The sequence below is a fragment of the Microcoleus sp. S28C3 genome (assembly GCF_036700785.1).
GTDB lineage: Bacteria > Cyanobacteriota > Cyanobacteriia > Cyanobacteriales > Microcoleaceae > Microcoleus > Microcoleus asticus.
In genome coordinates, this window is the sequence record NZ_JAUBPO010000009.1 from 39,631 (window position 1) to 64,247 (window position 24,617).

At 45.7% G+C, this 24,617-nt stretch carries 17 protein-coding genes and 1 tRNA gene; 8 read left to right on the plus strand and 10 right to left on the minus strand.

Going from position 1 to position 24,617, the window contains the following annotated elements:
* Positions 1-19: 19 nt before the first annotated feature.
* The 3 genes from speA to QUA13_RS04760 all read right to left on the minus strand — a co-directional run bounded on the left by speA (position 20) and on the right by QUA13_RS04760 (position 4,222).
* On the minus strand, positions 20-2,029 hold the full coding sequence (gene speA / locus QUA13_RS04750) for a biosynthetic arginine decarboxylase (protein ID WP_333197017.1): 2,010 nt from the start codon (positions 2,027-2,029) through the stop codon (positions 20-22).
* 302 nt (positions 2,030-2,331) lie between these two features.
* Positions 2,332-3,483, minus strand: a complete 1,152-nt coding sequence (locus tag QUA13_RS04755) for a helix-turn-helix domain-containing protein (protein ID WP_333197019.1) — start codon at positions 3,481-3,483, stop codon at positions 2,332-2,334.
* Positions 3,484-3,631: 148 nt separating this feature from the next.
* Positions 3,632-4,222 carry a DUF3611 family protein gene (locus tag QUA13_RS04760; RefSeq protein ID WP_333186146.1) on the minus strand — a complete coding sequence of 197 codons (591 nt, stop codon included), beginning with the start codon at positions 4,220-4,222 and terminating at the stop codon, positions 3,632-3,634.
* Positions 4,223-4,389: 167 nt separating this feature from the next.
* Between QUA13_RS04760 and QUA13_RS04765 the strand changes: the two genes are divergently transcribed.
* The 3 genes from QUA13_RS04765 (at position 4,390) to QUA13_RS04775 (ending at position 5,739) form a co-directional block, all read left to right on the plus strand.
* The gene (locus QUA13_RS04765; protein ID WP_172186391.1) at positions 4,390-4,560 is read left to right on the plus strand and encodes a hypothetical protein; all 171 of its coding nucleotides are present in this window, start codon (positions 4,390-4,392) and stop codon (positions 4,558-4,560) included.
* A 353-nt stretch (positions 4,561-4,913) separates the two neighbouring features.
* A complete protein-coding gene (locus QUA13_RS04770) occupies positions 4,914-5,207 on the plus strand; it encodes a hypothetical protein (RefSeq protein ID WP_333197021.1) in 294 nt (97 codons plus the stop codon).
* A 103-nt stretch (positions 5,208-5,310) separates the two neighbouring features.
* Complete coding sequence (locus tag QUA13_RS04775) at positions 5,311-5,739, plus strand: heavy metal-responsive transcriptional regulator (RefSeq protein WP_333197023.1); 429 nt, start codon at positions 5,311-5,313, stop codon at positions 5,737-5,739.
* A gap of 448 nt (positions 5,740-6,187) precedes the next feature.
* On the opposite strand, the gene QUA13_RS04780 is transcribed toward QUA13_RS04775, so the two are convergent.
* The 5 genes from QUA13_RS04780 to murA all read right to left on the minus strand — a co-directional run bounded on the left by QUA13_RS04780 (position 6,188) and on the right by murA (position 10,761).
* Positions 6,188-7,114, minus strand: coding sequence for a fused MFS/spermidine synthase (locus tag QUA13_RS04780; protein WP_333197026.1), 927 nt, complete (start codon positions 7,112-7,114; stop codon positions 6,188-6,190).
* 146 nt (positions 7,115-7,260) lie between these two features.
* Complete coding sequence (locus QUA13_RS04785; RefSeq protein WP_333197027.1) at positions 7,261-8,136, minus strand: DMT family transporter; 876 nt, start codon at positions 8,134-8,136, stop codon at positions 7,261-7,263.
* Positions 8,137-8,251: 115 nt separating this feature from the next.
* Positions 8,252-8,333: transfer RNA gene (locus QUA13_RS04790), tRNA-Leu, on the minus strand.
* Entirely contained in the window at positions 8,312-9,181 is an 870-nt protein-coding gene (locus QUA13_RS04795; protein ID WP_333197028.1) for a M48 family metallopeptidase, read from the minus strand. The genes QUA13_RS04790 and QUA13_RS04795 overlap by 22 nt, the downstream gene beginning before the upstream one ends.
* 158 nt (positions 9,182-9,339) lie before the next feature.
* Positions 9,340-10,761, minus strand: a complete 1,422-nt coding sequence (gene murA / locus QUA13_RS04800) for a UDP-N-acetylglucosamine 1-carboxyvinyltransferase (RefSeq protein ID WP_333197029.1) — start codon at positions 10,759-10,761, stop codon at positions 9,340-9,342.
* A 365-nt stretch (positions 10,762-11,126) separates the two neighbouring features.
* On the opposite strand from murA, the gene smc reads away from it, so the two are divergent.
* From smc to QUA13_RS04825, 5 genes are all read left to right on the plus strand, one after another.
* Positions 11,127-15,017: a chromosome segregation protein SMC gene (gene smc, locus QUA13_RS04805; RefSeq protein WP_333197030.1), complete on the plus strand. Its 3,891-nt coding sequence runs from the start codon at positions 11,127-11,129 to the stop codon at positions 15,015-15,017.
* A gap of 68 nt (positions 15,018-15,085) precedes the next feature.
* Positions 15,086-16,108, plus strand: coding sequence for a PRC-barrel domain-containing protein (locus QUA13_RS04810; protein WP_333197032.1), 1,023 nt, complete (start codon positions 15,086-15,088; stop codon positions 16,106-16,108).
* Between the two features lie 306 nt (positions 16,109-16,414).
* A complete protein-coding gene (locus tag QUA13_RS04815) occupies positions 16,415-17,446 on the plus strand; it encodes an SGNH/GDSL hydrolase family protein (RefSeq protein WP_333197035.1) in 1,032 nt (343 codons plus the stop codon).
* An 81-nt stretch (positions 17,447-17,527) separates the two neighbouring features.
* Positions 17,528-19,708, plus strand: coding sequence for a hypothetical protein (locus QUA13_RS04820; RefSeq protein WP_333197077.1), 2,181 nt, complete (start codon positions 17,528-17,530; stop codon positions 19,706-19,708).
* A 12-nt stretch (positions 19,709-19,720) separates the two neighbouring features.
* Positions 19,721-21,553, plus strand: coding sequence for a DUF6798 domain-containing protein (locus QUA13_RS04825; RefSeq protein WP_333197036.1), 1,833 nt, complete (start codon positions 19,721-19,723; stop codon positions 21,551-21,553).
* Positions 21,554-21,648: 95 nt separating this feature from the next.
* Here the strand turns inward: QUA13_RS04825 and QUA13_RS04830 are convergent, their stop codons facing one another.
* Both QUA13_RS04830 and QUA13_RS04835 read right to left on the minus strand, forming a co-directional pair.
* On the minus strand, positions 21,649-22,623 hold the full coding sequence (locus tag QUA13_RS04830) for a glycosyltransferase family 2 protein (protein ID WP_333197038.1): 975 nt from the start codon (positions 22,621-22,623) through the stop codon (positions 21,649-21,651).
* An 82-nt stretch (positions 22,624-22,705) separates the two neighbouring features.
* The gene (locus QUA13_RS04835) at positions 22,706-24,520 is read right to left on the minus strand and encodes a hypothetical protein (protein WP_333197040.1); all 1,815 of its coding nucleotides are present in this window, start codon (positions 24,518-24,520) and stop codon (positions 22,706-22,708) included.
* Positions 24,521-24,617: the final 97 nt, after the last annotated feature.

Below are 24,617 nucleotides of genomic sequence, written 5' to 3' on the forward strand. Positions count from 1 at the left end.
TTAGGTTGCACCCTACATTTTAAGACTGAAGATAAGTATATTGGCTGAGACTCCGCTCGTAATTTTGCAGCAAAAGTTGGGCTTCGGAAAGAGTAATTTTATTTTGCTGCAAAGCTGCTTCTGTCTGACGGCGGATGCTTTCAACCAAACTTTCTGAATCGTACTGTACGTAGCTGAGGACTTCTTTCATAGTGTCTCCTTTCACAACGTGTTCGATATGGTAACCAGAAGGTGTTAGCTGAATGTGAACTGCATTTGCATCGCCGAATAAGTTGTGAAGGTTGCCCATAATTTCTTGATAAGCACCTCCCAAAAATAGCGCCAAATAGTAAGGTTCTCCAGGTTTGAGAGTATGCAGTTCCAAAACCGACTTCACATCTCGCAAATCGATGAATTGGTCGATTTTGCCGTCGCTGTCGCAGGTAAGATCGGCTAAAATACCGCGTTGAGTTGGTTCTTCGTCGAGTCGGTTAATTGGCATAATTGGGAACAATTGGTTAATTGCCCAACTGTCTGGTACGGACTGGAAAACAGATAAGTTGATGTAATAAATGGACGCCATCACCTTTTCTAAGTCTTCCAAATCGTCCGATACATATTCTTTTTGCCGCGCGATCGCCTGTATTTTATCGCAGCAAGCCCAGTACAACTGTTCGGTTTTCGCCCGTTCCGCAATTCCCAAATAGCCTAAGTTAAATAAACTGACTGCTTCTTCCTTAAATTGGATAGCATCGTGATAAACTTCTTGGTAATTTTCGGGACTGATAGATTGGTAAATTTCGTAGAGATTGCGCGGAATTTGGTGCGCGTTTTCATCTACTGGTTCTGGTACTTCTCTGGGGACATCGCTAGTACCGAGTACGTCAAAAACTAACACTGATTGGTGAGAAGCGATCGCCCGCCCGCTTTCGCTAATGATAATTGGAACCGGGATTTTGCGCTCGTCGCAGGCATCTTTCACTCCCGCTACTACGTCGTTAGCGTAGTTTTGCATATTGTAGTTTTTGGAAGCGTGGAAGTTTGTTTTAGACCCGTCGTAGTCAACGCCGAGTCCGCCGCCTACGTCCAAGTAGTTCATGTTAGCTCCCAATTTAGCCAATTCTACATAAATGTGGCTGGCTTCTCGAATGGCGTCTTTGATGACGCTAATTGAGGAAATTTGAGAGCCGATGTGGAAGTGCAGTAACTGCAAACAGTGGAGCATTCCAGCTTTTTCTAGTTCGCCGACTGCGCGGATAATTTCAGGAATTGTCAAGCCAAATTTTGCCCGATCGCCCGTGGAACCTCCCCAGCGGCCAACGCCTTTGGTAGTGAGTTTTGCTCGCACTCCCAAAATCGGTTTAATTCCTAATGCTTTGCTCGCGGCGATTGCGAGTTCTACTTCCTCTATTTGCTCCAGCACAATTACGGAAGTTTGCCCTAGCCGCTGCGCCAAAATAGCAGTTTCGATGTATTCGCGGTCTTTGTAACCGTTACAAATTAATAAAGCGCCTGGGTTTTTTAAGGTCGCCAAAGCTATCATTAATTCCGGTTTCGAGCCGGCTTCCAATCCGAAGTGATGGGGTTGACCAAAACGCACCAAATCTTCAATTAATTGTCGGTGCTGGTTGCATTTGACTGGAAAGACACCGCGATAGACATTTTTGTAATTGTAGCGAGCGATCGCTCTGGCAAAACACGAATTTAAGCGCTCGATCCGGTCTTCCAAAATATCAGAAAATCGAATCAACAGAGGTAAAGCCAAATTTCGCTGTTTGAGGGATTCTACCAGTTCGCACAAGTCGAGGGAACCGCCGCGATCGCCCTTGGGAGAAACTGTAACGTGACCGGCTGCATTGATCGAAAAATACGGTTCGCCCCAACCTTGAATGCGGTAGAGTTTCTCACTATCTTCTATTGTCCAAGATTTTTGTGGCAGTTGAGCCGCCGTTACCAAAGCACTGTCTGGTGCCGCCAAACTCGTGACTGTTGGCGAGTGAGTCGATAGCGGATCGAGATCGGAGAAAGCAGCGGTGGCTGGGGAACTCATCTTATCGGAAACCTCGAAATGAGTGGTCAGATAGATAGTTTATCGCACATATCGGGTTTCCTGATGCAGTTAAAAATTCACTTTGGGTACAAAGCCGGGCGATTTTAGATTTTAGATTTTAGATTTTAGAATTGACTCTACAAATTGATGAAGGTGGGGGATTGAACTAAAATCTCAACCGTAATTGCTCTCCTGGACTTATTTCTTCAAGCCAGTATCCGTATGGAGGTGAACTCGGTAAGCGGGTTTCCGAGTTCACCTGCGCCAGGAGAGTTGTCGGACGATCGCTCGCCCGACACACACTAACCAAAAATCACCTCCGGCGGCGCCATGTCAGCCCCCATCATCAATCCCCCGTTATTAGACTTCTTCAAGCCCGGTTGAGGTGCTTTTTCAGGGGTCTTCTGAGCCGGTGCAACTGAGGCTGGCGGTGTCACCTGCGTTGGAGGTACTGCCTGTGCTCCGGGGACCACGGGTTGCTGCGACAGCCAACCCAAACCCCCTACAGCCCCAGCCATCAAAGCGGTGTAGCCGATGTACAAATGAACCGGACGCATTTGAAAGCCTTCGGCTGACCCGGAATCGGAAACAGACACATACATACTGGGAATAGGACTCGGAGCGGGTTTGGGCAAAGCATTCGCCATAGCGCTGCCGTCTAGTCCCAAGGCGTCGCCGAGTCTGCGGATAAAACCTCTAACGTAAATATCTTGGGGCAGTTTCTCGATTTCCCCATTTTCGATCGATTCGATGTGGTGCAGCGGCACGAGAGTTTGACTGTGGAGTTGCTGCAGGGATAGGGAGCGAATTTGCCGTCCCTTACGCAATTCTCTACCCAACTCCCGCAGGCACTCTTCTCGCTCTTGAACTGCTTTTGCTGCTTCTTCTTCCTTGGTGAGTTTTTTTGGCTTCTTGGGAAAACCGAACCCTGGGAAGGATTTTCCGGGGACGGTGACAGTTGCAGGTGGAGCCGACTCGACTTTAATTTCGTCTTGGGGCGCTTGTTTGCTGTCTTCAGAAGTGTTAGTGTCTTGATCGGAATTTTCTTCTGTGTCGGACTCGGTTTGGGGCGGCGCTTCCACACTAGCGCTGCGCCAATAGAAGACAGGAACAGTTACTGGTGGCTCCAATTCTTTAATTTCTGTGACCGTCTCAATGGCGGGACTTAAAGCAGCAAAACTCTGTTGGGCTACTTGCGGTTCAATTTTGTTTTGTTTGGGAAATCGGTCAAATGCGAGCTTGACGGCTTCTCTGCTAACTGCTCTAATTAAAATTTCGGCTGCGGAGGCTGCTTCGCCCAACATTGTTTGCAAGCTAGCTAGAGCTTGGCTATAGGTGTCGCTACAGAGGAGTTCTGATTCTATTTGACTGAGGACAGAACGAAAACTTTCTTGAGAAATTTCAATAGTTACGTGATCTGTCACCCCAAAATAAGCCTCGGGTTTCAGTGCCATGATATTTATTTTGTCTTGCTAGAAGGTATCTGAGTACGTTCTTCGACAGCTTGGCAGTGATTCCGGATGTCGGTTGGGGGAGACTGGGAGAGCGAGGGAGTCAGGGAGTGGGAGAGTGGGAGAGGCGCAATTCCCACTTATGGATTGTCTATTGCTTGTGGATGCGATCGAGCAACCAAAGTGACCCGAAAATCCCGACAAAGTGGGCAACAGTGGCGTGAGTATTGGCGAGTACCACAAATATGTCTAGGGGCTGAATAAATCGGCCCAAATCGACTGCGGCACCGAACAATGCTTGCGGCTGAGCTAGAGATTTGGCTAAAAGCGTGCCGCTGATGGCTTCTGCGCCGATCAGCGTCAGCAGCATTCCTGACAAATTGCTCCAAAGTGCCAGCCGCACCTCTTTGATGGTGTCTGCTTTTTTGGGGCGGACAGCGTTAGCGGGCGATCGCAGTTGTCTCGACAAGCGGGTGAAGCGGAAAGAGCGATATACGCTGTAAGCGAGTACGGCCAGCCCGCAAATAGCAAAAAATACGCCGCCGCCGGTGCCGGCACTGGTTGAACCCGCAGCGGCGCTAGCCCTGGGGATGGCGAAGGGGATGGCAAAGAGCAAAATGATCGCCGCTACCACCCCTAGCACTACCTGTACCCAGAAGCAAACCCAGCCTGTTGTACGAAGGGCAAAGGCTACTCGCTGTACGGCGACAGGAAGCTTATCATTATCTAACTGATTAGTCATATTTTGAGCGGGTATAATTAATTGGCATTAGTTGGCAGCAGTTTTTTCTCTTCGGGGACGGTTGACGGCGGTTAACCCTCTTTATAATAGAAGTAGCAATGTTTAAGATTTGTAACTAACATTGGATTTCACATTTGAATAGCGTCGATCGCCAGGTACCCAAAGCAATGACACAACTACAACCCACGGTCACTCCCAAACTGGAACAGCCAAAGTTTGGCTTCAACAGCTACGCGGAACGCCTTAACGGTCGAGCCGCGATGATCGGTTTTTCTTTAACTTTAATTATCGAGTATGTCACAGGCCAGGGCTTGCTGTCCTGGTTAGGTCTCAACTAATTTTAGCAACGGCGCGGTCAGCCTTACACTTTGTCTTGACTCTTCTGGCAGCGGGGGTCACTTCTGCTGACCGCGACAAATTCGGGAATTGATTAAAATATTAATTAGAAACAAGCCCAGCGACTTCTCTGCCGAGAGAGATCTGTTCCCGAATGCAATAGCTGGCTTTTGGAGGTGTATATGGGGTGGAATTTTGATTTGACAAGCTTGGCAATTTTGCCTCGCTCCCGTACAATGCCCCACAGGCGAGAAGATTAATTTAGGTGAAGCTAGTCTCTGAACTAGAAATCCCGATCGTTCCGCCAACTCTAAGTTTTAGAGATTGTAAATAAATATAGAACAGAGTAAAACAAATGAATGCTTCGTGGACGCGACTTTTAAGGTCAGCTTACCGTAGAGAGCCAATTACCAGCTTTGTTGTCACAGTGGGCGTTGTCGATGTAGCGATCGGCAGCATCGGTGCGAGCGGTTCTTTATTGGCTTTTGGGCTGGGTACTGCTGGGGTAGCGATGGCTCTGCGCTGGTGGCAAATGTACCGCTCTGGAGCCGAACAAACCGCACCTGCTCCCGAATACTATCTTCCTCCTCAGTCTTCTCGGCCCCAGTTGCCCGTGCTTAACGTGTCTAAAAAAAATCCTCCTTATTAAGATTACCGGACAATGGCGACTGGGCAAGGTGCCGATCGACTCCCTGGATCTGAGGCACTAAAAGATAGGGCAAGAAAGTCTTTCGATCTGGGATGCTTGGTTTATGAATATTTCTGTTGCCGAGAAACTGTACAAAATTGGCTCCGTAGCTGCCTGTAGCGGTTTGTCGGTGAAAACTGTTCGCTACTATGAGGAGATGGGCTTGCTGTCTCCTGCGGTGGAGCGATCGCCCGCTGGTTATCGCTTGTTTGGCGAAACGGTATTCAACAGGTTGGCGTTTATTAAACGATCTCAGACTCTGGGTTTGAGCCTTCAGGAGATTAAGGATATTTTACAAGTTCGCGATCGGGGAGAGTTGCCCTGTTCTGAAGCGAAGCAGCATCTAACGGCGAAGGTAGAGGAAATTTCCGTGCAAATTGCAGCGTTAGAAACTTTGAAGGGGGAGTTGCAATCCATTCTCAACCGCTGGCAAGAGCAACCCTCGCAGGCGAGCATTACTCGCACGATTTGTCCGAACATTCAGCGGGATTGAGCAACAGCAGAAAGATAAAAAATAAGGGAAGGAATTATCGGTTTCCTTCCCTTGATGGTTTTGTTGGTTCTTTTGTTGGTGGTTTGGTCGATCGTGTTGAGCTTTTAACTGTTTTCGCAGAGTTTGCTGTTGCTTTTTGAGCTGTCGTGCTCTGGCTGAGCCGCCTTTGCCTTTGGAGTTTCTGCCCTCGCTGCGGGGAGACTCCCAACTTTTTAGTCTCATATTTTTTATTTTTTGCACTACTTCTATACTACACCGCCCGAATTTCACTGTCAAGTATTTTTTAAACAGATGTTCGCTAATATCAACTATTGACTGATTTAGATTTGGTATTAGGACTTACGCACGGGTGGCCAGAAACCGGGTTTTTTAACCAAATATGCGCTTAAAACCCTCAATAAAAGTTAAAAAACCGATTTCTTTGTGGGCGAGTGCGTAAGTCATATATTTAGCAGTCCCCATATCCTGCGGGTATTTCAGCATCTGTAAAAATTGGCAGCGTTTCCCAATTTTTTACCCATTCCGGCAATTGCGCTACTTTTTTTAGCTGAAGCGACATTTCTATTAAGGAAAATCCTAAATTGTGGAAATCTTGAATAAGTTCGGCTTTCAAGAAAATTTCATTTTTAGCTAAATCGGGAGTATTAGTCGCAATCACAATGCAGTTGCCGGTTTCTAAATTGCATATATAAATTTGTGCGAACACAGTTTGAATAGTTTTCACCGCTGCCGCATTAAACTCTTGTTTGTGGAACAGGTGGACAACTACAACACCTGCGCTTGACAAGCGAGTTTTGCACAGTTGGTAAAATTCTTGTGTGACCAATCTATAGGGCATATAGCCGCTGCCAAAACCAGCATCCACGATAATTATATCGTTTTTTACTGTGGAATTTTGTTGGGCTAGATATTCGCGCCCGTCTTGAATGGCTACTTTGAGTCTGTCGTCGAATTGAATGCCAAAAAATTTGTGAGCGACTTCGACTACTGTGAGGTCAATATCTGTACATTCGACTATCGCGTTAGCGAAATAATGGTAAAAAACTCTGGGAATGCTGCCGCCGCCAAAGCCAATTATATAGATATTTTTTGGTTGGTTTGTCCAGACTAATGCTAGCAGCATGGCTCTGGCATAGGGAAATATTAAATTTAGCGGATTGTTGAGGTCTAGGATTGATTGAGCTACATTTGTGCTTAAGGTTTCTCTGTCTGCTAAAAGCAGTAGTAGCACTGATTTTATTTTTTTTACTGCTATGCAGTTGTCGCCGGAGTTTTGTTGAAATAGGATGCCGTCTGGTTGTTGCTGAAGCCAATTTATTTGTTCGTTAATAAGTGCTAAATTGCGACTTTGCCGATCGCCTTTATAATCAGTCATACGATTTTAGATTTTAGATTTTAGATTTTAGATTTTAGATTGGGGGATCACTGATGACTATTATGGTTGGTAGCCGACCTAAAGTTTCATTGGTTTTGGGAACTGGTATCAAATCTAAAATCTAAAATCTCTGTTCTCACATTTAATTACTTCAAACCCAATAATAGGGCGATTCCGCCGATCGCACAAACTACCCCCAAAACAGCCCGAAGGCTCACTTTTTCGCCCGCCAGCACGGCTAAGGGGAGGATAAATAGGGGACTGGTAGAACTGAGTGCTTGAGCTATTCCTGCGGGTGCATATTTCAGCGAAATCTGTTGCAGGAAAATCCCGAGATAGGTTCCTAAAAAAGCTGCTAGAATGATTGCATTTAAGAGTTTGGGCGCTTTTAATTGTTTGAAACTGTCCCGGTTTGTTGGGTTCAAAAAGCATAGCATGACTGCTAAGCCACCGCTCAAACGCAAGATCGCAGTCCACAGGGGATCGATATCTATTTGAGTGAAGGCGGCGCGGGATAAAACTGCTCCGGCGGCGTGGGTTGTTTGTCCTAATAAACTAATGGCTAATCCCTGCCAAAGATGTTTTGATGGTAAGCTTGTTTCGGCTGTTCGTTCTGCAATTACCCAAGCTACGCCGCAGATTGTTAAAAGAATGCCTGTACAAGCAATGGGCGATAATTTTTCTTGCAAAAATATTAAGCCAAATAAAGCTGTTAAAGGGGGAGATAGGGTTTCTAAAAGCAGCGTTCGCCTCGCGCCTAAATATTTTAATACGATAAAGAAAGCGGTGTCTCCGATGCCAATTCCTAGGCCGCCGCTGATGAGCAGCATGGCTAAAATATTAGGGTTGATTGCGGGTAAGGGTTTACCTAAAATTAGTACAGTGGCAAGGAGCATGAAAAGGGCGATCGCGCCTTTGAGCAAGTTTAGCACCACTGCGGGCATTTGCTTTCCCACTCGCTGCCAGATTGTGGAAGATAAGGCCCAGACAAATGCAGCGCCTAAAGCGGCGATTTCACCCATAAAATCTGTTGAATGTTGACTGTTTACTGTTGTTACCAATTCCCCATGCCATATAAATTAGGGTTCCAGACTTATCATCTGGAACCCTAGATTTATTATTAAGCTTTTTTAGCAGTGGGCGGGGAGAGAATCGAACTCTCATACCTTTCGGTGTCAGATTTTGAGTCTGATGCGTCTACCAATTTCGCCACCCGCCCTTTTTCGTTTCACCATCATAACACACAGATCGATTTCCTGCAAGCAAAGATTCATAATCTTTTGAACTTGCCCAGCGATCGATCTCTCTGGCGCGCAATACTGGTACAGGATGGGACAACTGAGCCGTTTGAGCTTGTTTAAGCAGTTCTCCGAGTTGAGTGGTGCTGAGGTCGTCGTAGGCCTGCGCCTGCGCCAAAAACGCATCGACATTCAGTTTCGGAGCTAAAGTAGGCGAACCTCCGGCCAGTTTCATCAACAGCGATGCTACCACTTTTGGGTCTTGGGTGGCGAGCAAGGCAGCGCGATCGCACGTAAATTCCGCACACCGCAACCATTCCAACATTTGCGCCTGCAAACCCTGCGCGAGCACGGTTCCCACAGGCGAAATTTGACCGGCGGCCAACACAATTAAATTAGCCAGAGTCAGGTAAACTCCGTGCTCGCACTTCAAATGCCCCAACTCGTGAGCGATTACTGCCTTAACTTCCTCGTCTGTGAGCAAATCAATCAGAGAAGTGTGCATCACCACAAAAGGCTGTTTTCCCCGCATCGCAAAGGTGTAAGCATTCGGCATCGGATGCTGGCGGACATAAAGCTGCGGCGGTTCCAAATCAAGAGTTTTGCAGGCATCCAACAGCAATTGATGCAGGTGGGGCAATTGATTTTCGCCGACTTGGACGCTGGAAGCCAGATTTTCCAGCATGAAAAACTGTTCCCCAATTTGTCCCAGCAACTGCCGCACCATCAAATCTAGGCCGGGCAGTTGTTTGAGCGTGTTGGTGGCTTCCAAGTCTAGCGGGTGGCGAAACTGGTCTGCTTTCAAACCGATGAGCGGTATGTTCGACATTTTAATCCTGAGTCATTAGTCAAGAGTCACTGGTCGTTAGTCATCGGTCATTGGGAAATAGGAATTATGAATTGGCAATTAAAAAAGGTTGAATTATTTTTCTTCCTTCTTCCTTCTTCCTTCTTCCTAATGACTAATGACTGCTGACTAATGACTAATTAACAGTTTAAACCCGATCGCACGGGATTGACAGGAGCCTCAGCAGTCGCCGGGTCTGTGCCCTCTTTGACGCGCCGCAACTTAGCTCCCAATTTTTGCAGTTTCACCTCTAACTGCTCGTAGCCGCGGTCTAAGTGCTGCAAGCTGCTGATGGTGGTGACACCATCGGCTGCAAGTCCCGCTAGCACTAACGCCGCCGAAGCGCGCAAATCTGTTGCCACTACCGGCGCACCCGACAGCAGCGAGACTCCGCGCACAATCGCGACATTGCCTTTAAGGCGAATGTCGGCGCCCATGCGGTTGAGTTCTGCTACGTGGCGCAAGCGATTCTCAAACACGGTTTCTTTGATCAAGCTGTCTCCTTGGCTCAGCGTCAGCAAAGCCATAAACTGAGCTTGCATATCTGTGGGGAAACCCGGGTAAGGCAGAGTTTCGATGTCTGTGGCGGAGTGAGTTTGGCCGGGAACTATCCGCAAAATGTCGGGGGATTCTGCAATAATTTTCGCCCCAATTGTCTTCAATTTGGCAATGACTGCGGTCAGGTGGTCGGGAATTACCGGCGACAAACTGATTTCGGAGTGAGTGATGGCTCCTGCTACTAAAAATGTTCCGGCTTCAATGCGATCGGGAATAATTGAATAGTCTACCGCGTGCAGCTTGGGAACTCCCGAAATGACGATCGTATTAGTGCCGGCGCCTTGAATTTTTGCTCCCATGGCGCGGCAGAAATTCGCCAAATCTGCGACTTCCGGCTCTTGAGCCGCATTTTCAATCACGGTTTCTCCTTCAGCCAGAGTCGCCGCCATCATCAAAGTTTCAGTTGCACCGACGCTGGGGTAGTCCAAATAAATTTTGGCTCCTTTCAGGCGCCGGTTCGGCCCTTTGACGTAAGCGTGAACCGTGCCGTGGTCGATGTGGACTTCGGCGCCGAGGGCTTGCAGACCGCGAACGTGGAGTTCAACGGGTCGGGCGCCGATGGCGCACCCACCGGGCAAGGGCACTTTGGCAAATCCCAAACGGGCTAGCAGTGGGCCGATGATGAAGAAGCTCGCCCGCAGTTGGCTGACTAATTCGTAGGGGGCTTGAGCGTCTATGAGGTTGCTGGCGTTGATGTCTAAAACGTCGCCGTTCTGCTGTAATTTGACTCCTACAGCCGAGAGAATTTGCCCCATGCGGGCGACATCGACTAGACCGGGAACGTTGCGGAGACGGCAATCCTCTGGGCATAGCAGGGCTCCTGCCATGACGACTAAGGCCGAGTTTTTGGCGCCGCTGATTTTGACGTGTCCTTTAAGGGGCTCGCGACCCCAAATTTGTAATACTTGTTGTTCGTCGCTTTCAGGTGAAGCTGGCAGGTTAGACGTGTTCTGAGCTGGTGTAATGGGTTTGCCCTCCATAATGCGCTTCGTTACTTTATACATTATTAATTTTGGTTCGATTTTACCGGAAAGTTTTTATATGTCTAGGGGTAACATGAGGAATTTTCGGCATTATATTTGCTAGCATTGACTCGGGGCAAGGCTTTCAGGTTCGCTCGCAAAAATAATCTCGATCGAGTCTCATGAAGTTATCTGTATCAAAATTTACGTTCATTAGTAGCGGTCGCTCGGGTCGCAGAAGTTGTACTTTTGTCAACGAGCTTTTGAAATAAAAGCCGACTCGGTTGTTGACAAAAATGTAAGATATCGGTTCGATCGACCATGCCAGAAAGTTTACACATTGTCGATCGCCCCATTGCCTGTGCTAACCTGTGACAACAACCTAGAGCCAAAGCTACTCCTAGCATATGGTTCACATTAAACGGATCGAACTGACTAACTTTAAATCTTTTGGCGGCACTACGGCCATTCCCGTGCTGCCCGGTTTTACTGTGGTTTCCGGGCCCAACGGTTCTGGGAAGTCCAACATCCTCGACGCTTTGCTGTTTTGTCTCGGACTTTCGAGTTCTAAGGGAATGCGGGCTGAACGTTTGCCGGATTTGGTGAACAGCGCCCAAAACAAACGCGGTACGATCGAAGCTAGCGTGACTGCTACCTTTGCGCTGGAAGATGTGGGGGAGGAATGGTTCGCCCGCGATGAAGATGAGGAGGAAAATGCAGCAGATGAGTTATCTGTTGAAGCAGAGGAAGTTGAAGGGATAGAAATTGCCGAAACTCAAGACAATAACGGCAAATCATCTCCTGTCAATCAAGAATCGCCTCTATCTGTTGAAGAAGCCGAAGGGATAGAAACTGCCGAAACTCAAGACAACAACGGCCAATCATCTCCTGTCAATCGAAAATCCAAAATCGAAAATCGAAAATCGGATGAGTTATCTGTTGAAGACGTAGAAGAGATAGAAATCGCAGCAACTCAAGACAACAACGGACAACTACTCGCTACAAATCGAAAATCGAAAATCGAAAATCGAAAATCGGATGAGTGGAGTGTGACGCGCAAACTTCGGGTAACTCGCCAAGGTACTTACACTTCAACTTATTACATTAACGGCCAACCTTGCACGCTGACTCAACTTCACGAACAACTCAACCGTTTGCGAATTTATCCCGAAGGCTATAACGTCGTGCTGCAAGGAGACGTTACCAGCATTATTTCAATGAATTCTAAGGAACGCAGAGAAATCATTGACGAATTGGCTGGGGTGGCTCAGTTCGATCGCAAAATCTCTTTAGCTAGGCAGAAGTTGGATGAAGTTAAGGAGGTGGAAGAACGCAGTCGAATTGTAGAAAAAGAGCTGATTTCTCAGCGCGATAGACTGGCTTCCGATCGCACAAAAGCGGAAAAATATCAAAAATTGCGGGCGGAATTTCAAGAAAAGTCGCAGTGGGAAATTGTGCTGAAATTCCGCCAATTGCAGCAGCAAGAATGGAAGCTGCGAGAACAAATCGAAACGGGCGATCGCACTTCTGCATCTCTCACCGAACAACTGCAAACAATTAGCACCCAAATTCAAGAAGCAACCGCCGAACTTGACGCGCTGAATGCCCGCGTTAAAGCTTTGGGAGAGTCAGAATTGTTGGCTTTGCAAGCGACGATTGCGACTCAGGAAGCGGAACGACGGCAACTGCAAAACCGCAAACAGGATTTGGAAAAAACTGCTGGGCAAATGGCTGCTAATATAGCACAAACCGAGCAAGAAGTTCGGCAATTCAAGCAAAGTTTGGAGCAAATTGAGATTGAAATATCCTATGTTAAGTCTCAGCAGGGGAGTTTTCAGGAACAGCGGGATGCAGCCCAGCAAAGTTTAGATGAAAGTCGGGAAGTTGCAAATGCGATCGCCTCGACGGCAGAAGTTTGGGTACAGCAGCAAACGGAACTGCACCGCCAAATCGAAACAATTCAACAAACATTGGAACCGCAGCGTACAGAACAAGCTACCATTGGCGAAAGAGCCGATCGCCTGCAAAGCCAAATTCAAGAACAAAACCAATCGCTGCAAGTATTGGAACAGGAAATTGCAGCGAAAAAAGAGCAGCAATCTCGCCTTGGGGAAACCAAAGGCATGGCATCTTTGCAAGTAGAATCGCTGAATCAGATTTTAGTCGAAGCCGAACAAGAATTGCAACTGCAACAGGAAACTCAAACTCGTTTGTTGGAAGAACAGCGGGAAAGACAGCGCAAATTAGACAAACTAGAAGTGCAGTTTCAAGCACTGCAAGAAGCGACGGGAACGTTTACTGCAAAAATTGTCGCGCAAAGCGGAATTGGCGGAGTTTGCGGCTTGGTGGCTCAACTGGGCAGGGTGGAACCGCGCTATCAGTTGGCGCTCGAAATTGCGGCGGGCGGGCGCATGGGAAATATGGTGGTGGAAGATGACAGCGTGGCTGCTGCTGCGATCGAATTGTTGAAACAAAAACGGGCGGGAAGGATGACGTTTTTGCCTTTGAATAAAATTAGGGGCGGCAGATATTCGGTGAATGAAAATTTGCGGCGCGCGGCTGGGTTTGTGGATGCGGCTGTTAATTTGATTGATTGCGATTCGCGGTATCAGGAAATTTTTGCTTACGTTTTTGGCAGTACGGTTGTGTTTAGCAACCTCAGCGACGCCCGCCGCTATTTGGGACAGTACCGGATTGTCACTTTGGACGGGGAAATTTTGGAAACTAGCGGGGCGATGACTGGGGGAAGTTCTACTAACAGATCTACCTTGCATTTTGGCACGGTTGAGGCGAGTGAGGCTGCTAGTGAAGCGCGGACGATTGCATCTCTGCAAGAAAGGTTGGAGGAAATTGAGCGGATTTTGGAACGGTGCAAAATTGCGATCGACCGCGCGTCTGTTGCAGTCAAAACTCGCAGTCAAGAATTGATGGAAGCAAAACAGAATTTGCGCGAAAATCAGTTGCGCTTGGAACAGTTGGATTCAGAAATTAAGAATTTGCAAGCGCAACAGGAACAAGTGCGATCGCAAATTGCCAAAAATACACAGGAATTAACTAATTCGCGATCGAGATTGCAGTTGCTGGAACGAGAATTGCCCGCACAGGAAACTCAATTGCAGCAGTACCGGCAAACTTTGGCGCAGTTGGAAGAGTCGAACAGTCACAGCGAATGGCAGCAAATGCAATCGAGTTTGCGCGCTCTGGAAGCGCAACTGCAAGAGCGAGAATTGGCTCTGAGAAACGTCCAGCAGCGCCTTGTAGACTTGGAAAATCAATTCGGGCGTTTGGAAGACAAAATTAAGGAAGGTAGCGAGAAATTGCAGGATTGGCAAGTGCAGCAAAACGCGGGGGCGGATGCACTCGATCGCATTGTTTCGCAGCAGTTAGAACTCGATCGGCAAATTGCGGAAGCTAAGGCGGCTTTGGGGGAAATTGAGGAAAAATTGGGCGTGCAGAAGGGAGATCGCGATCGGGCGGAATCTCAACTGCGAGAGAAGCATTTAGCCAAACAACAGTTACAGTGGCAGTTGCAAAAACTCCACGAAACTCAGCAAGAACGCCGGGAACAATTAGCCGCAATCCGCACTCTATTGGAAACGCAGCGGGCGGAAATGCCCGACCCCGTGCCGTCGATTCCTGAAAATGTTGAGAAAGCCAATTTAACGGAATTGCAGCAGGAAGTAAAGGCGATCGCCAAACGCATTCAAGCTTTAGAACCAGTCAATATGCTAGCCTTGGAAGAGTACAACCGCACTCAAGAACGCCTTCAAGAATTGAGTCAAAAATTGACGACATTGGAAGGAGAACGCACTGAACTGCTGTTGAGAATCGAAAACTTTACCACACTCAGGCGGCGCGCTTTTAAAGAAGCTTTCGACGCGGTTAACGAGAACTTTCAGACTATCTTTGCGGAACTTTCCGAAGGCGACGGCTATCTTCAGCTAGATGACCAGGAAGACCCTTTCAGCAGCGGCTTGAATTTGGTCGCTCACCCGAAGGGCAAACCCGTACAGCGGCTGGCTTCCATGTCTGGAGGCGAAAAGTCGCTGACGGCGCTGAGTTTTATTTTTGCGCTGCAACGCTACCGCCCGTCTACGTTTTACGCTTTTGATGAAGTGGATATGTTTCTAGATGGGGCAAATGTGGAGCGATTAGCTAGAATGATAAAACGACAGTCTGAACAAGCCCAGTTTATTGTTGTGAGTTTGCGGCGACCTATGATTCAATCGGCTGAGCGTACAATTGGCGTTACTCAAGCGCGGGGAGCTTATACTCAAGTCATAGGACTGAAGTTGTAGTCCCGGAGTTTATGTTAACGCTCGTGTTGAGTGATATATGTACTTAATAAATCAGGATTAAAGTTAGAATGACATCAGAACAAATCTGCCAACGCTCCGACATTCTCGGCACTCAAGTCATCACCCGCGACAGAGGCAAACGCTTGGGGGTGGTCAGTCAATTGTGGGTGGACATAGACCGGCGGGAAGTTGTGGCGATCGGTCTGCGCGATAATATATTCGCGGTCGCTGGAATGCCGAGGTTTATGTTCCTCAACAATGTCAGCGAAATCGGTGACGTGCTGTTGGTGGAAGATGAGAGCGCGATCGAAGATGATGTTGATGTTGAAGTCTACAGCATTTTGATTAATAGCGAAGTTATTACCGAAACTGGCGAACTTTTAGGTAGGGTGCGGGGCTTTAGGTTCGACCCCGAAGACGGTAAGTTAGTTTCTATAATTATCGCTTCCCTGGGAATCCCTCAAATCCCCGACCAAGTTCTCAGCACTTACGAGTTGGGGATTGAAGAAATTGTCAGCAGCGGCCCGAATCGCTTGATTGTGTTTGAAGGTTCCGAGGAAAGGCTCAGGCAGCTTAGTGTGGGTTTGCTGGAGCGCGTTGGTTTGGGTCAAGCACCTTGGGAACGGGAAGAGGACGAGGCAGGTTATTATCCGAAACCCGTGGCGACGGGAAATCAATTGGGCCCGGGCGTGCGGATACCTGCACCGGAAATGCGTAGCAGGGTAGCCGCGCCTGCGGTTGAGGAAGTTCCTTGGGATGAGGACTCGCAGTGGAACCGACCGCAGGTGCGACAACCGCAGCAGCAGATGCGCGCGGTGCAGCCTGAGCCGATCGACGATTACGAGGATTACGAAGAGGATAATTGGGGCGGCGAGGAGGACGATTACGAGGAGGAGTACGAGGAGAAGCCGCAGTACACTCGCTCTGAGAGTTCTCGCCCGAAAGAGCCGATCGTACAGTACGAGTACGAGGATGATGTGGAGGCGGATGCTTGGGCTGACGATGAGGCGCCGAAGCCTTACCAGGCTCCTCGGGTGAATATCCCTGAGAAAAATAAGACTCCCGAGTACGAGGAGGAAGCGAATTATTAGGAATTAATCAATTAGCTGAAACCAATATTTTGCACTCTTCTTAAGAACGGGCAAGATGCCCGTTCCACAATCAAGTTTATTTTTTGTGGAACGGGCTTCTAGCCCGTTGCTGATATTGGTGCAAGATGTGAGTTTAAACAAATATTTTGTAGCCACGGGTTTTATGAATAAAATTTAATTCTCGCAAACAATCTAGTGGAGTAGGTTGGGGGATGCAGTGAAGGCGCTCAATCTAATTTAATTAGATCCATGAACTAGATAATACTCGCATGGCAGTTTACTATACTTTTGCTGACATTTCATATTATGTTAATGATCGAAAAAGATTTTGCTAAAAATGTTGCTTTCAGATTAATAACATATCTAATTTTTCCTATTTTTTTATCCACCACCACCGCTGAAATTGTCTTGCGAGTTGCGGGATACAAACCCTGGCAAATAGAAAATGTTGATGTTGCGGTCGAACCAAAAGGTAACTTTTTCACTAAAGACTCGGAACTCGGCTACAAACATTTGCCGGGTAAGTTCAAGGTGACACTTAACGGCAATTACTCATTTAATACAACTAACCTCAATAATAGTTTAAGAATAACACATCCCCTCAATACTTACAATTTATCGTCAAAAAAACCTGAAATTTGGATATTTGGCTGTTCTTTTACCTACGGTTGGTCATTGAATGACAGCGAAACTTATGCTTGGTTGCTGCAAGAGAAATTACCCAAGTATGAAATAGTAAATTTTGGCGTTAACGGCTACGGCACGCTGCACTCGTTGATTCAATTCAAAGAAGCACTCAAACAAGGAAATAAACCCAAAATTGCGGTGATTGCTTATGCGGGATTTCACGACCGCCGCAATACTTTGTTAAGGGCGAGAAGAAAGCAAATGGCTGCTTGGAATAAACTGGGTATTTTATTCCAGCCCGATGCTAGGCTGAATGGAGAAAATAATTTTACCTACAAAATGGCAAAACTTGAATATCACGAGTTCCCGTTGATGCGGGTTTCTGCATTAAGCCATTTTTTGGAGGTTAATTACAATCAATTTGAAGAGGGATTGTACAAAAGTCACGATGTTTCTAAGGCAATTATTAAAGAATTTAACCGTGTGGCGGAGGCTAATGGTGTTAAGTTAGTTGTGGCCGGAATTAATGCCGGTTCTGCTAAGATGTTGGAGGAGTTAAGTGAGGAGAGAATTCCTACAGCGGATATTTCTGTTGATTTGAAAATACCTGCCAATAATAATTTACCTCATGACCTTCATCCAAGTGCGATCGCCAATCGGCAATATGCAGAAAAGTTGGATGTTTTTTTGCAAGATACTGTTTTAAAGTAAGTTAACGAACCGCGAAGGCGCAAAGGGCGCGAAGGAAGAGAGAAAGAGGAAGTTTAGGAGTTATTTAGGGTTGCGAGAGTGATGGGAGTATTTGATTTTGTTTCTTTTAAATTGCATAAAAAATTTATAATTGATGGTTTTTTCCTGTTTTTACTTGTTCTCGTAACAGTTGCAGTAACATCAATCTATGTATCCAGCGAACATACTTTTTATTGGTGGGATTACGCGGGCTACAACACCGCTACAGTCAACACGGCAAATTTATTTCGAGACTCCCCAGATAAAGCATGGGGCGGAGTTATAGACTCGCTATCTAAGGAAAAAAACCTGTTAATTTCTCTGCCGTTAGTGCCGTTTATTTTGTTATTTGGCGAGTCTCGGCTGAGTTACATTCTCAGCGTATCCCTGATTTATGTGCTGCCGTTTCGCCTGTTGCTGGGGGCAATTTCTGCAAAGCTAATTCCAGTTTATCCCCGCCGGGTGTTTTGGTCAACTGTGCTGCTGAGTTTATTAATTCCGATGAGTTGGATACCGACTCTGCGGGGATATCTGGATACTGGCGGCTGTGTGTTTGTAGCCTTGGCAATTTTAGTTTATTTGCAGGATGTTAAGCTGAAATCTTGGTGGAACATCCCGTTAATTGGGTTTTTGCTGGCGGCGGCGATTCTGTTGCGGCGTCATTTTGCTTATAGTGCGATTGCATTTTTTGGTGCAGCGACTTTACAGGTTTTCATCGAGTTTCTTGTACTAATATACCGTAGGGAAACGGCGTTGTCGTCTTCAAAAGACAAGGACGTGGCAGTGTTGTTTCCCTACAGATTCTTGTTTGAATCCGGCATCAAATTGGGTTTGATAGCTGCAACTAGCTTGACTATTTTAATGTTGCTAGCCGGAGATTTTACTCGCAGTGCTCTGACGGTTGACTACCGCAATTTGTATGTTGCTTGGAGTTTGCCTGTAAATGATATTTTAACTCGTTATGCGGATTTTTACGGTTTGGGAACTTGGCTGCTGGTAGTGATTGGTTTTTCGGCGGGAATTCTCACTCGAATCCTGGTTCCGGCGGCGGCTATTTTTGTTTCGTTGTTTGGGGTTTTGTCGCTGATTGAATGGCTGTTAGTTTTGCGTTACGGCTACTTGCACTATACAATTCATCTTACACCGATCGCACTTTTGGGATTGTCAACATTTTTCTGGACAACTTGGCTGACACTCAAGGGAAAAGTTCGGTATTTGATGCTGGGTGTCGCGGGTTTGTACCTGATTGTGAATGCCGCAGTTGGGTTAATTCCTCTCAAAATTGATGTGTCAAGAATGTTTGTAGGTAATTTTCCACCGTTAGTGCGATCGGACTACGACGAAGTTGTAAAATTAGTAGAGTTTCTGCGAAAATTAGCACCCAATGAAGAACCAATTTATATTGCCGGTGCTTCTAACAGTTTTAATGCTAATATCCTCAGACAAGCCAACCGCAAATTAAATCCGCCGGAGGGTTGGTGGAAATTAAATACAATCGGGAGGCCGCAAATTGACTCGCGCGATACTTACCCGTTACCGGAGTTGTTGCAGTCACAATATGCAGTGGTTGCTACACCCTTTCAGCAGGTGTTACCGAGTGACGAACAAGTTTTGCGATCGCACGAACAAGATGTTGTTAAAGTTGTGTACGATGCCTTTACTCAAAACTGGGAAATTGCTCGCGATTTCCAATTGCTACCGGAACAGTTTAAGCTAGAAAACGGCGTGACTGTCAGAGTTTACCGGAGGGTGAAGGCGACTGATACAGCAACTGCAGTTAGGACTCTGGATGCCATGCAGCGGCAAATAGTCGATCGACCGGGCACGCAGTTAGATTGGATTAGTTTGCATCAGTCAATCTACACAAGTGCCAATTATTCAGTCAGTCAAGAATCGGATAATCTATATAAGATTGTAACTCATTCAATTAAAAATAGCCAGAAACTCGATACATCTTTCCTGTATTTAGGTTCCATCTTAGACAAAGTAAAAGTTACCGGCAAACTCAATTTACCTAACCAAAAATGTCCGGGAGTTGTCCTGCGCTTGACTTTGTGGGACAAGCAAGGTAAATTAATAGACTCAGCAGAGATGGCTTATGGTCAAAAAAGTGCGATCGGCTTAAATCTATTAGTTGAGGGCAAAAATCCCCTTTATCTGCTGCTTGAGGTATTGAGTAGCAGCAAACAGGATTTAACAAACCAATGCCAACTGGAGATTAACAATTTGGCTGTCAGTAGGTAAGTTGAACCGTCAATGCAAAAACATCAAAAATCCAACTGGTATTTTAATCTATCTCTCTATACTTTTGTCATCATCGGCTCTCTGATGGCCACTGGCTATATTTTCCCCATTGGAGGCAATTTTCCCGAAGTGCCGCCAATTCAATTTATGCTAAATCCTGAACTGTATAAAAATGATTATTACGTTCAGGAAATGGTTAAATTTAATCCGAGATATTACTATTATTATATTATCTATTTGCTTGCAAACTTAGGAACAAGCATTCCCCTAGCGCACTTTATCTATCAATTCCTAGCCTTCGGTTCATTTATCCTAGCTTGCTACGCAATTATCAATATCTATACTAATTCAAAACTGCCTGCCCCAGCGATGACTTTTTTATGTATAGCCGCTTCATTTACAGACGTTGGTAACACGCTGATATTTTCCACCAAATCAGTACCCAGTACCTTCGCAATGGGTTTCGCAATCTGGGGGATTTACTTTAGTTTGCGCCAGAAATGGCTGACCGGATATTTCTTTTTTGGACTGGCTTGTCTGCTGCAATTCTTAGTGGGTTTGTTGCCGGGATTGATGATGCTTCCCGTTTTATTTATTGAATCTGTAAAACAGCGGAAGTTTAAAACATTGATTTTGGCGATCGCACTTTTAGCAGCAATGGCAAGTATCGTTTACGTACCGATGTTATTAACAGGTACTACCAGCACTCACACTATCGACAACGCCGATTTTGTCTACATTCACGCAAAAGTCCGCAACCCCCACCACATCCTGCCGTCAAATTGGGATGTCGGGAATTGGTTCAACTTTATAGGTTTCATAATTGGTGGCTTGCTGTGCATCAAAAACTCCGATTTATTGCCAAAAGAAGACAAAGTTAATTTTTATGTAATTGTTGGTACCTCGATTTTTGCACTGTTTCTTAATTACATATTTGTAGAAGTTTACCCTTTGGCTTTTATCGCCAAACTACAGTTAGCTAGAACTGTACCTTTTGCTCAATTAATTATATTTATTGCGGTTACTTTGACGGTAGATCGACTTTACAGAGACAAACAAATAGCTGTTAGCTTGTTGCTGTTAGCTGTACTAACTTTGCCTTTTAGGGGCATCATTTTTTTAGGCTTATCAGTTTGGCAAACAAAAAAATACGCATTTCCCAAACGATATAATATATGGTTGTGGATTTTAGCAGCAGGAACGGTAATTTTTAGCTTGATATATCCGGTGACTGATTCATGGGAAATAATGGGCGATAGAATAATTAGCATCCCAGTTTTTTTCTCAATCCTTGCCTTTCCATTCCTTTTAGAAGAAACATCCCTAGCTACATCTATCAAACAAACTCTAACTCACACATTAGCCTTAATAACTACTGCCACCTTAGTTTTTGGAATAGCAGGAATTCTGCCAAAACCTATATTAAATGTATTTCAAACAAGAGTTAATATCAATGCCGCTCCCAGAGACGACTTAAGCAAATTAGCTGTGCGATTTTCGCAAAGTAGCAGCCGCGATTCACTCGTATTAATTCCCCCCTCAGTTACCAGCTTCCAGTTTTTCTCCGAAAGAGCGATTGTCGTCAACTTCAAAAACTTTCCCTTTACCGAAAAAGGCATCAAAGAGTGGCAAAATCGCATGGAAACCGTTTTAGGAGTTCCCTTAAACCCGCAAATGATTTGGGGAGGAAATGACTTTTTCATCCGCCGCAGCAGTGCGGATTTAGTCAAAGTAGCCAGAAACTATCATGCCGATTATATCCTGACTCGCAGCGATTGGCACCCAAATATTGACGGAGAAATAGTAGAGCAAGAAGGCAAATGGATACTGTTTAAAATTAGATAATACTATTCTTGAAAACATCAGATATTTATTGAGTCTGGCGTTGCGCCGACTTTGTTTGTATAGAAGCGGTTTCAACCGCCGAATCTAATCTGTGGTTAAATATCAAAACCCGAATCATCAATAATTTCGCTAATTTGCTTGTCCACATAATCAGCATCTACATTCCGCGCCATCAACTCAGCTAAAATTCCCAAAGAAATCAACTGCACCGACAGAATTGTACACAAAATCCCAAAAAATAACAAAGGTCGATTGCCGATCGGCCCAAAATTCATCCCCGCCAAATTCAGAAACCAAATAACTATTAAATAACTCAGCGAAACAGTTCCAACCAAGCCAAAACACAATCCCAAACCCCCAAACAAATGACCCGGTTTGTGCAAATACTGCGTCGTGGCTAACACCGTCAATAAATCAATAAATCCCCGCGCATAACGTTCCCAGCCGTAATTCGATTTTCCGTGCTTTCGCGGATGATGTTCGACAACTACTTCCCCAATTTTAAACCCTAAATTGTTTGCTAAAGCTGGAATGTAGCGGTGCAATTCCCCGTACAATTTAATCGACTGCAAAACTTCCCTGCGATAAGCTTTAAAACCGCAATTCATATCGTGCATTTGCACCCCAGTCAGCAAACACGCAACGGCATTAAACAGCTTGGAAGGTAAAGTTTTAGAAAGTGGGTCGTTCCGCTGTTTTCGCCAACCGGAAACTAAATCAAATCCCGATTCTAAATGATGTAAAAATTTGGGAATTTCAGCGGGGTCATCTTGAAGGTCAGCATCGAGAGTAAAGATAATTATCCCTGCTGCATTGCGAAATCCTGCTGAAAGTGCGGCGGATTTGCCAAAGTTGCGGCGCATTTTAATCGCTTTAATTAGTTTGGGATGTTGGCTGGCTAAATCGGCAATTTCTTGCCAGGAATAATCGCGGCTACCGTCATCTATGAAAATGACTTCGTAACTGTCAATTTCTGTTTGGAACATGACAAGTTGGATTTTGTCAAACAGCAATTTTAGGGTGGCTTCTTCGTTGTGAACTGGGATTACGAAGCTGAGATGTTTTGGCATAGGGCTATTCTATTTCATTTGTGTTGTCAATGGATTTTTTTATTAACCGCAGAGGGCGCAGAGGAGGAGAAATAGAGGTTTTTTAGTTTTTATTGATAACTTGGGAGTTTCGCAAAGCTACCCAACCTTCGCGGTTTTTAAATGAGGCATAAGCGGTCAATAATCTATCGGTTGGTGATGTTTGAATGTATCCTCTCCAAGCTGCGAATTCGTAAGAATTACCAAACAATTTAACTAAATCTGGGCGCGGAAATCCGGACATGGCAAAACCTCGAACGACATTTTCTTGGTTGAGAATGGCAATACATTTTACATTGTTTTCGGGGTCTCCTACCCAGCCAATTACTCTGGAGGCGGCGGGTGCAAGTTTGGTGGCTGTATCAAAATATCCGGGTACTCCGTCTTTGGGCGCTGACAGTAAGTTTGGATCTATTTTTGTGTCTAATGCTGCACAGAAATTGTGTTTTTTGATGTCTCGGTTAAATGGCACTAAATTGTTAGTTTTTAAGGCATCAATTAATCCGATAAAAGCGGCGGGTTTGTTGCCTACGCGGTCTTTAATTAACGTTACGTCAGTGATGCCTAATTGCAGTGATAATCCTACTAACGGTTGATAGGTTGCTCTGTGGGCGATCGCCATTGCAGTTTCGCCTCCCACCCCGTACATTAAAATAATCGCAACTGTGGCGACTGCAAACAGCGGTGTCAGCCAACGCCCTTGAATTCTTGGTGTTGGCTGCAACTCGCGCACCCACAATACTGTGAGGACAATTGTGCTCATCCAAAACAAAGCTGGGAGTGTGGCGTAGCGGGAAGCGGTGGCTTGTTCGACGCCAAATCCCGATCGACTAACCGCGGCCATTAACGCCGTTTGCAGCGTATAAAGTTGGATTGATAGCCAAGGCAGCCAGTCCGCGCGATTCCCTACGGGATAGCTACGCTTCACGACCTTTTTTACAAATAGCCAATAACCCACAAAACCCGTCGCTGCCATCAAACCAATTATACCAATAATTGAAGCAAAAATAATATTTTCGCTAAAAATTCCGCCGAGATAAGTGGGAATATATTCGAGAGTTTTGAGCGGGTTAATTTTAGTTAAAGAAGGGTGATGAGAAGGAGTTTTATAAGTTAAAAAATAAATGCCAATCACTCCAATCGAAGCAATGAAATACAAATAAGTTATTCGCCGAGGAAACCGCAGCACAACAGCAGCAGCACACAATATCGGCCACAAAGCTAAAGGAGTGCTGTAACTAATACAGCCTAAAACGCCAAAAACAATGCTGCCAATTACCCACTTATTTTGTTCCCATCCTCCGTTACCAGGCTCTGCCTGGGAATGAATATCCAGAGGCTCCGCCTCCCTCTTTCTTGACAAAAGCTTCACATAATATTGCAAACAAAATATCGAACAAATCACAAATAAATTAGCAATTATCCAGTGAACGCCGCTGAATCCCCGCATCCAATTGTGAGCCGCCGCCGGAGTAAAATTAAAAATAGAAATGCAAAGGAGTAGGGAGATAAATTGCAGGGGAAAACGCCTCAAATTTAACGGCAGCAGAGCGATTAAGACGTAACACTGAATCCAAGCCAAGAACCAGGCAACTAAACATAAACCAATATTTGAACCTTGGGTGACAGCTATATTCAAGCCATAAATAATTGCCGGAATCAAGACAAAATGCTCGTTAGCCCGAAATATCCAATTAAAAGGATTTGTAGAGAAACCGTCTACTGAATAAAAATTCCAAGTCATCCACCAATAATCAAAATTAGACAAGTCTCCCGCTTGGGATATCAAGTACAAAATATATGACGCTGGTATTAGAATGCCGAGAACTGATGCGGCAATTAAAATATATTGTTGCTTGACTTTCATGAATTCAGACATTGGGAGATTTTTAATTGGTAAGGGCGGGTTTAGGCGAGCAACTTAGAATATAACAGGTAACTCATGAACAAAACCCCCCCTCGCTTTTTGATTTTTC

What these genes read in the sequence shown, in the direction of transcription:
- smc (WP_333197030.1), top strand. Translation starts at nt 11,127, where the DNA reads ATGGTTCACATTAAACGGATCGAACTGACTAACTTTAAATCTTTTGGC.
- murA (WP_333197029.1), bottom strand. Translation starts at nt 10,761, where the DNA reads ATGTATAAAGTAACGAAGCGCATTATGGAGGGCAAACCCATTACACCA.
- QUA13_RS04820 (WP_333197077.1), top strand. Translation starts at nt 17,528, where the DNA reads ATGGGAGTATTTGATTTTGTTTCTTTTAAATTGCATAAAAAATTTATA.
- QUA13_RS04810 (WP_333197032.1), top strand. Translation starts at nt 15,086, where the DNA reads ATGACATCAGAACAAATCTGCCAACGCTCCGACATTCTCGGCACTCAA.
- QUA13_RS04830 (WP_333197038.1), bottom strand. Translation starts at nt 22,623, where the DNA reads ATGCCAAAACATCTCAGCTTCGTAATCCCAGTTCACAACGAAGAAGCC.
- QUA13_RS04825 (WP_333197036.1), top strand. Translation starts at nt 19,721, where the DNA reads ATGCAAAAACATCAAAAATCCAACTGGTATTTTAATCTATCTCTCTAT.
- QUA13_RS04760 (WP_333186146.1), bottom strand. Translation starts at nt 4,222, where the DNA reads ATGACTAATCAGTTAGATAATGATAAGCTTCCTGTCGCCGTACAGCGA.
- QUA13_RS04785 (WP_333197027.1), bottom strand. Translation starts at nt 8,136, where the DNA reads ATGGGTGAAATCGCCGCTTTAGGCGCTGCATTTGTCTGGGCCTTATCT.
- speA (WP_333197017.1), bottom strand. Translation starts at nt 2,029, where the DNA reads ATGAGTTCCCCAGCCACCGCTGCTTTCTCCGATCTCGATCCGCTATCG.
- QUA13_RS04835 (WP_333197040.1), bottom strand. Translation starts at nt 24,520, where the DNA reads ATGTCTGAATTCATGAAAGTCAAGCAACAATATATTTTAATTGCCGCA.
- QUA13_RS04815 (WP_333197035.1), top strand. Translation starts at nt 16,415, where the DNA reads ATGTTAATGATCGAAAAAGATTTTGCTAAAAATGTTGCTTTCAGATTA.
- QUA13_RS04795 (WP_333197028.1), bottom strand. Translation starts at nt 9,181, where the DNA reads ATGTCGAACATACCGCTCATCGGTTTGAAAGCAGACCAGTTTCGCCAC.
- QUA13_RS04770 (WP_333197021.1), top strand. Translation starts at nt 4,914, where the DNA reads ATGAATGCTTCGTGGACGCGACTTTTAAGGTCAGCTTACCGTAGAGAG.
- QUA13_RS04780 (WP_333197026.1), bottom strand. Translation starts at nt 7,114, where the DNA reads ATGACTGATTATAAAGGCGATCGGCAAAGTCGCAATTTAGCACTTATT.
- QUA13_RS04755 (WP_333197019.1), bottom strand. Translation starts at nt 3,483, where the DNA reads ATGGCACTGAAACCCGAGGCTTATTTTGGGGTGACAGATCACGTAACT.
- QUA13_RS04765 (WP_172186391.1), top strand. Translation starts at nt 4,390, where the DNA reads ATGACACAACTACAACCCACGGTCACTCCCAAACTGGAACAGCCAAAG.
- QUA13_RS04775 (WP_333197023.1), top strand. Translation starts at nt 5,311, where the DNA reads ATGAATATTTCTGTTGCCGAGAAACTGTACAAAATTGGCTCCGTAGCT.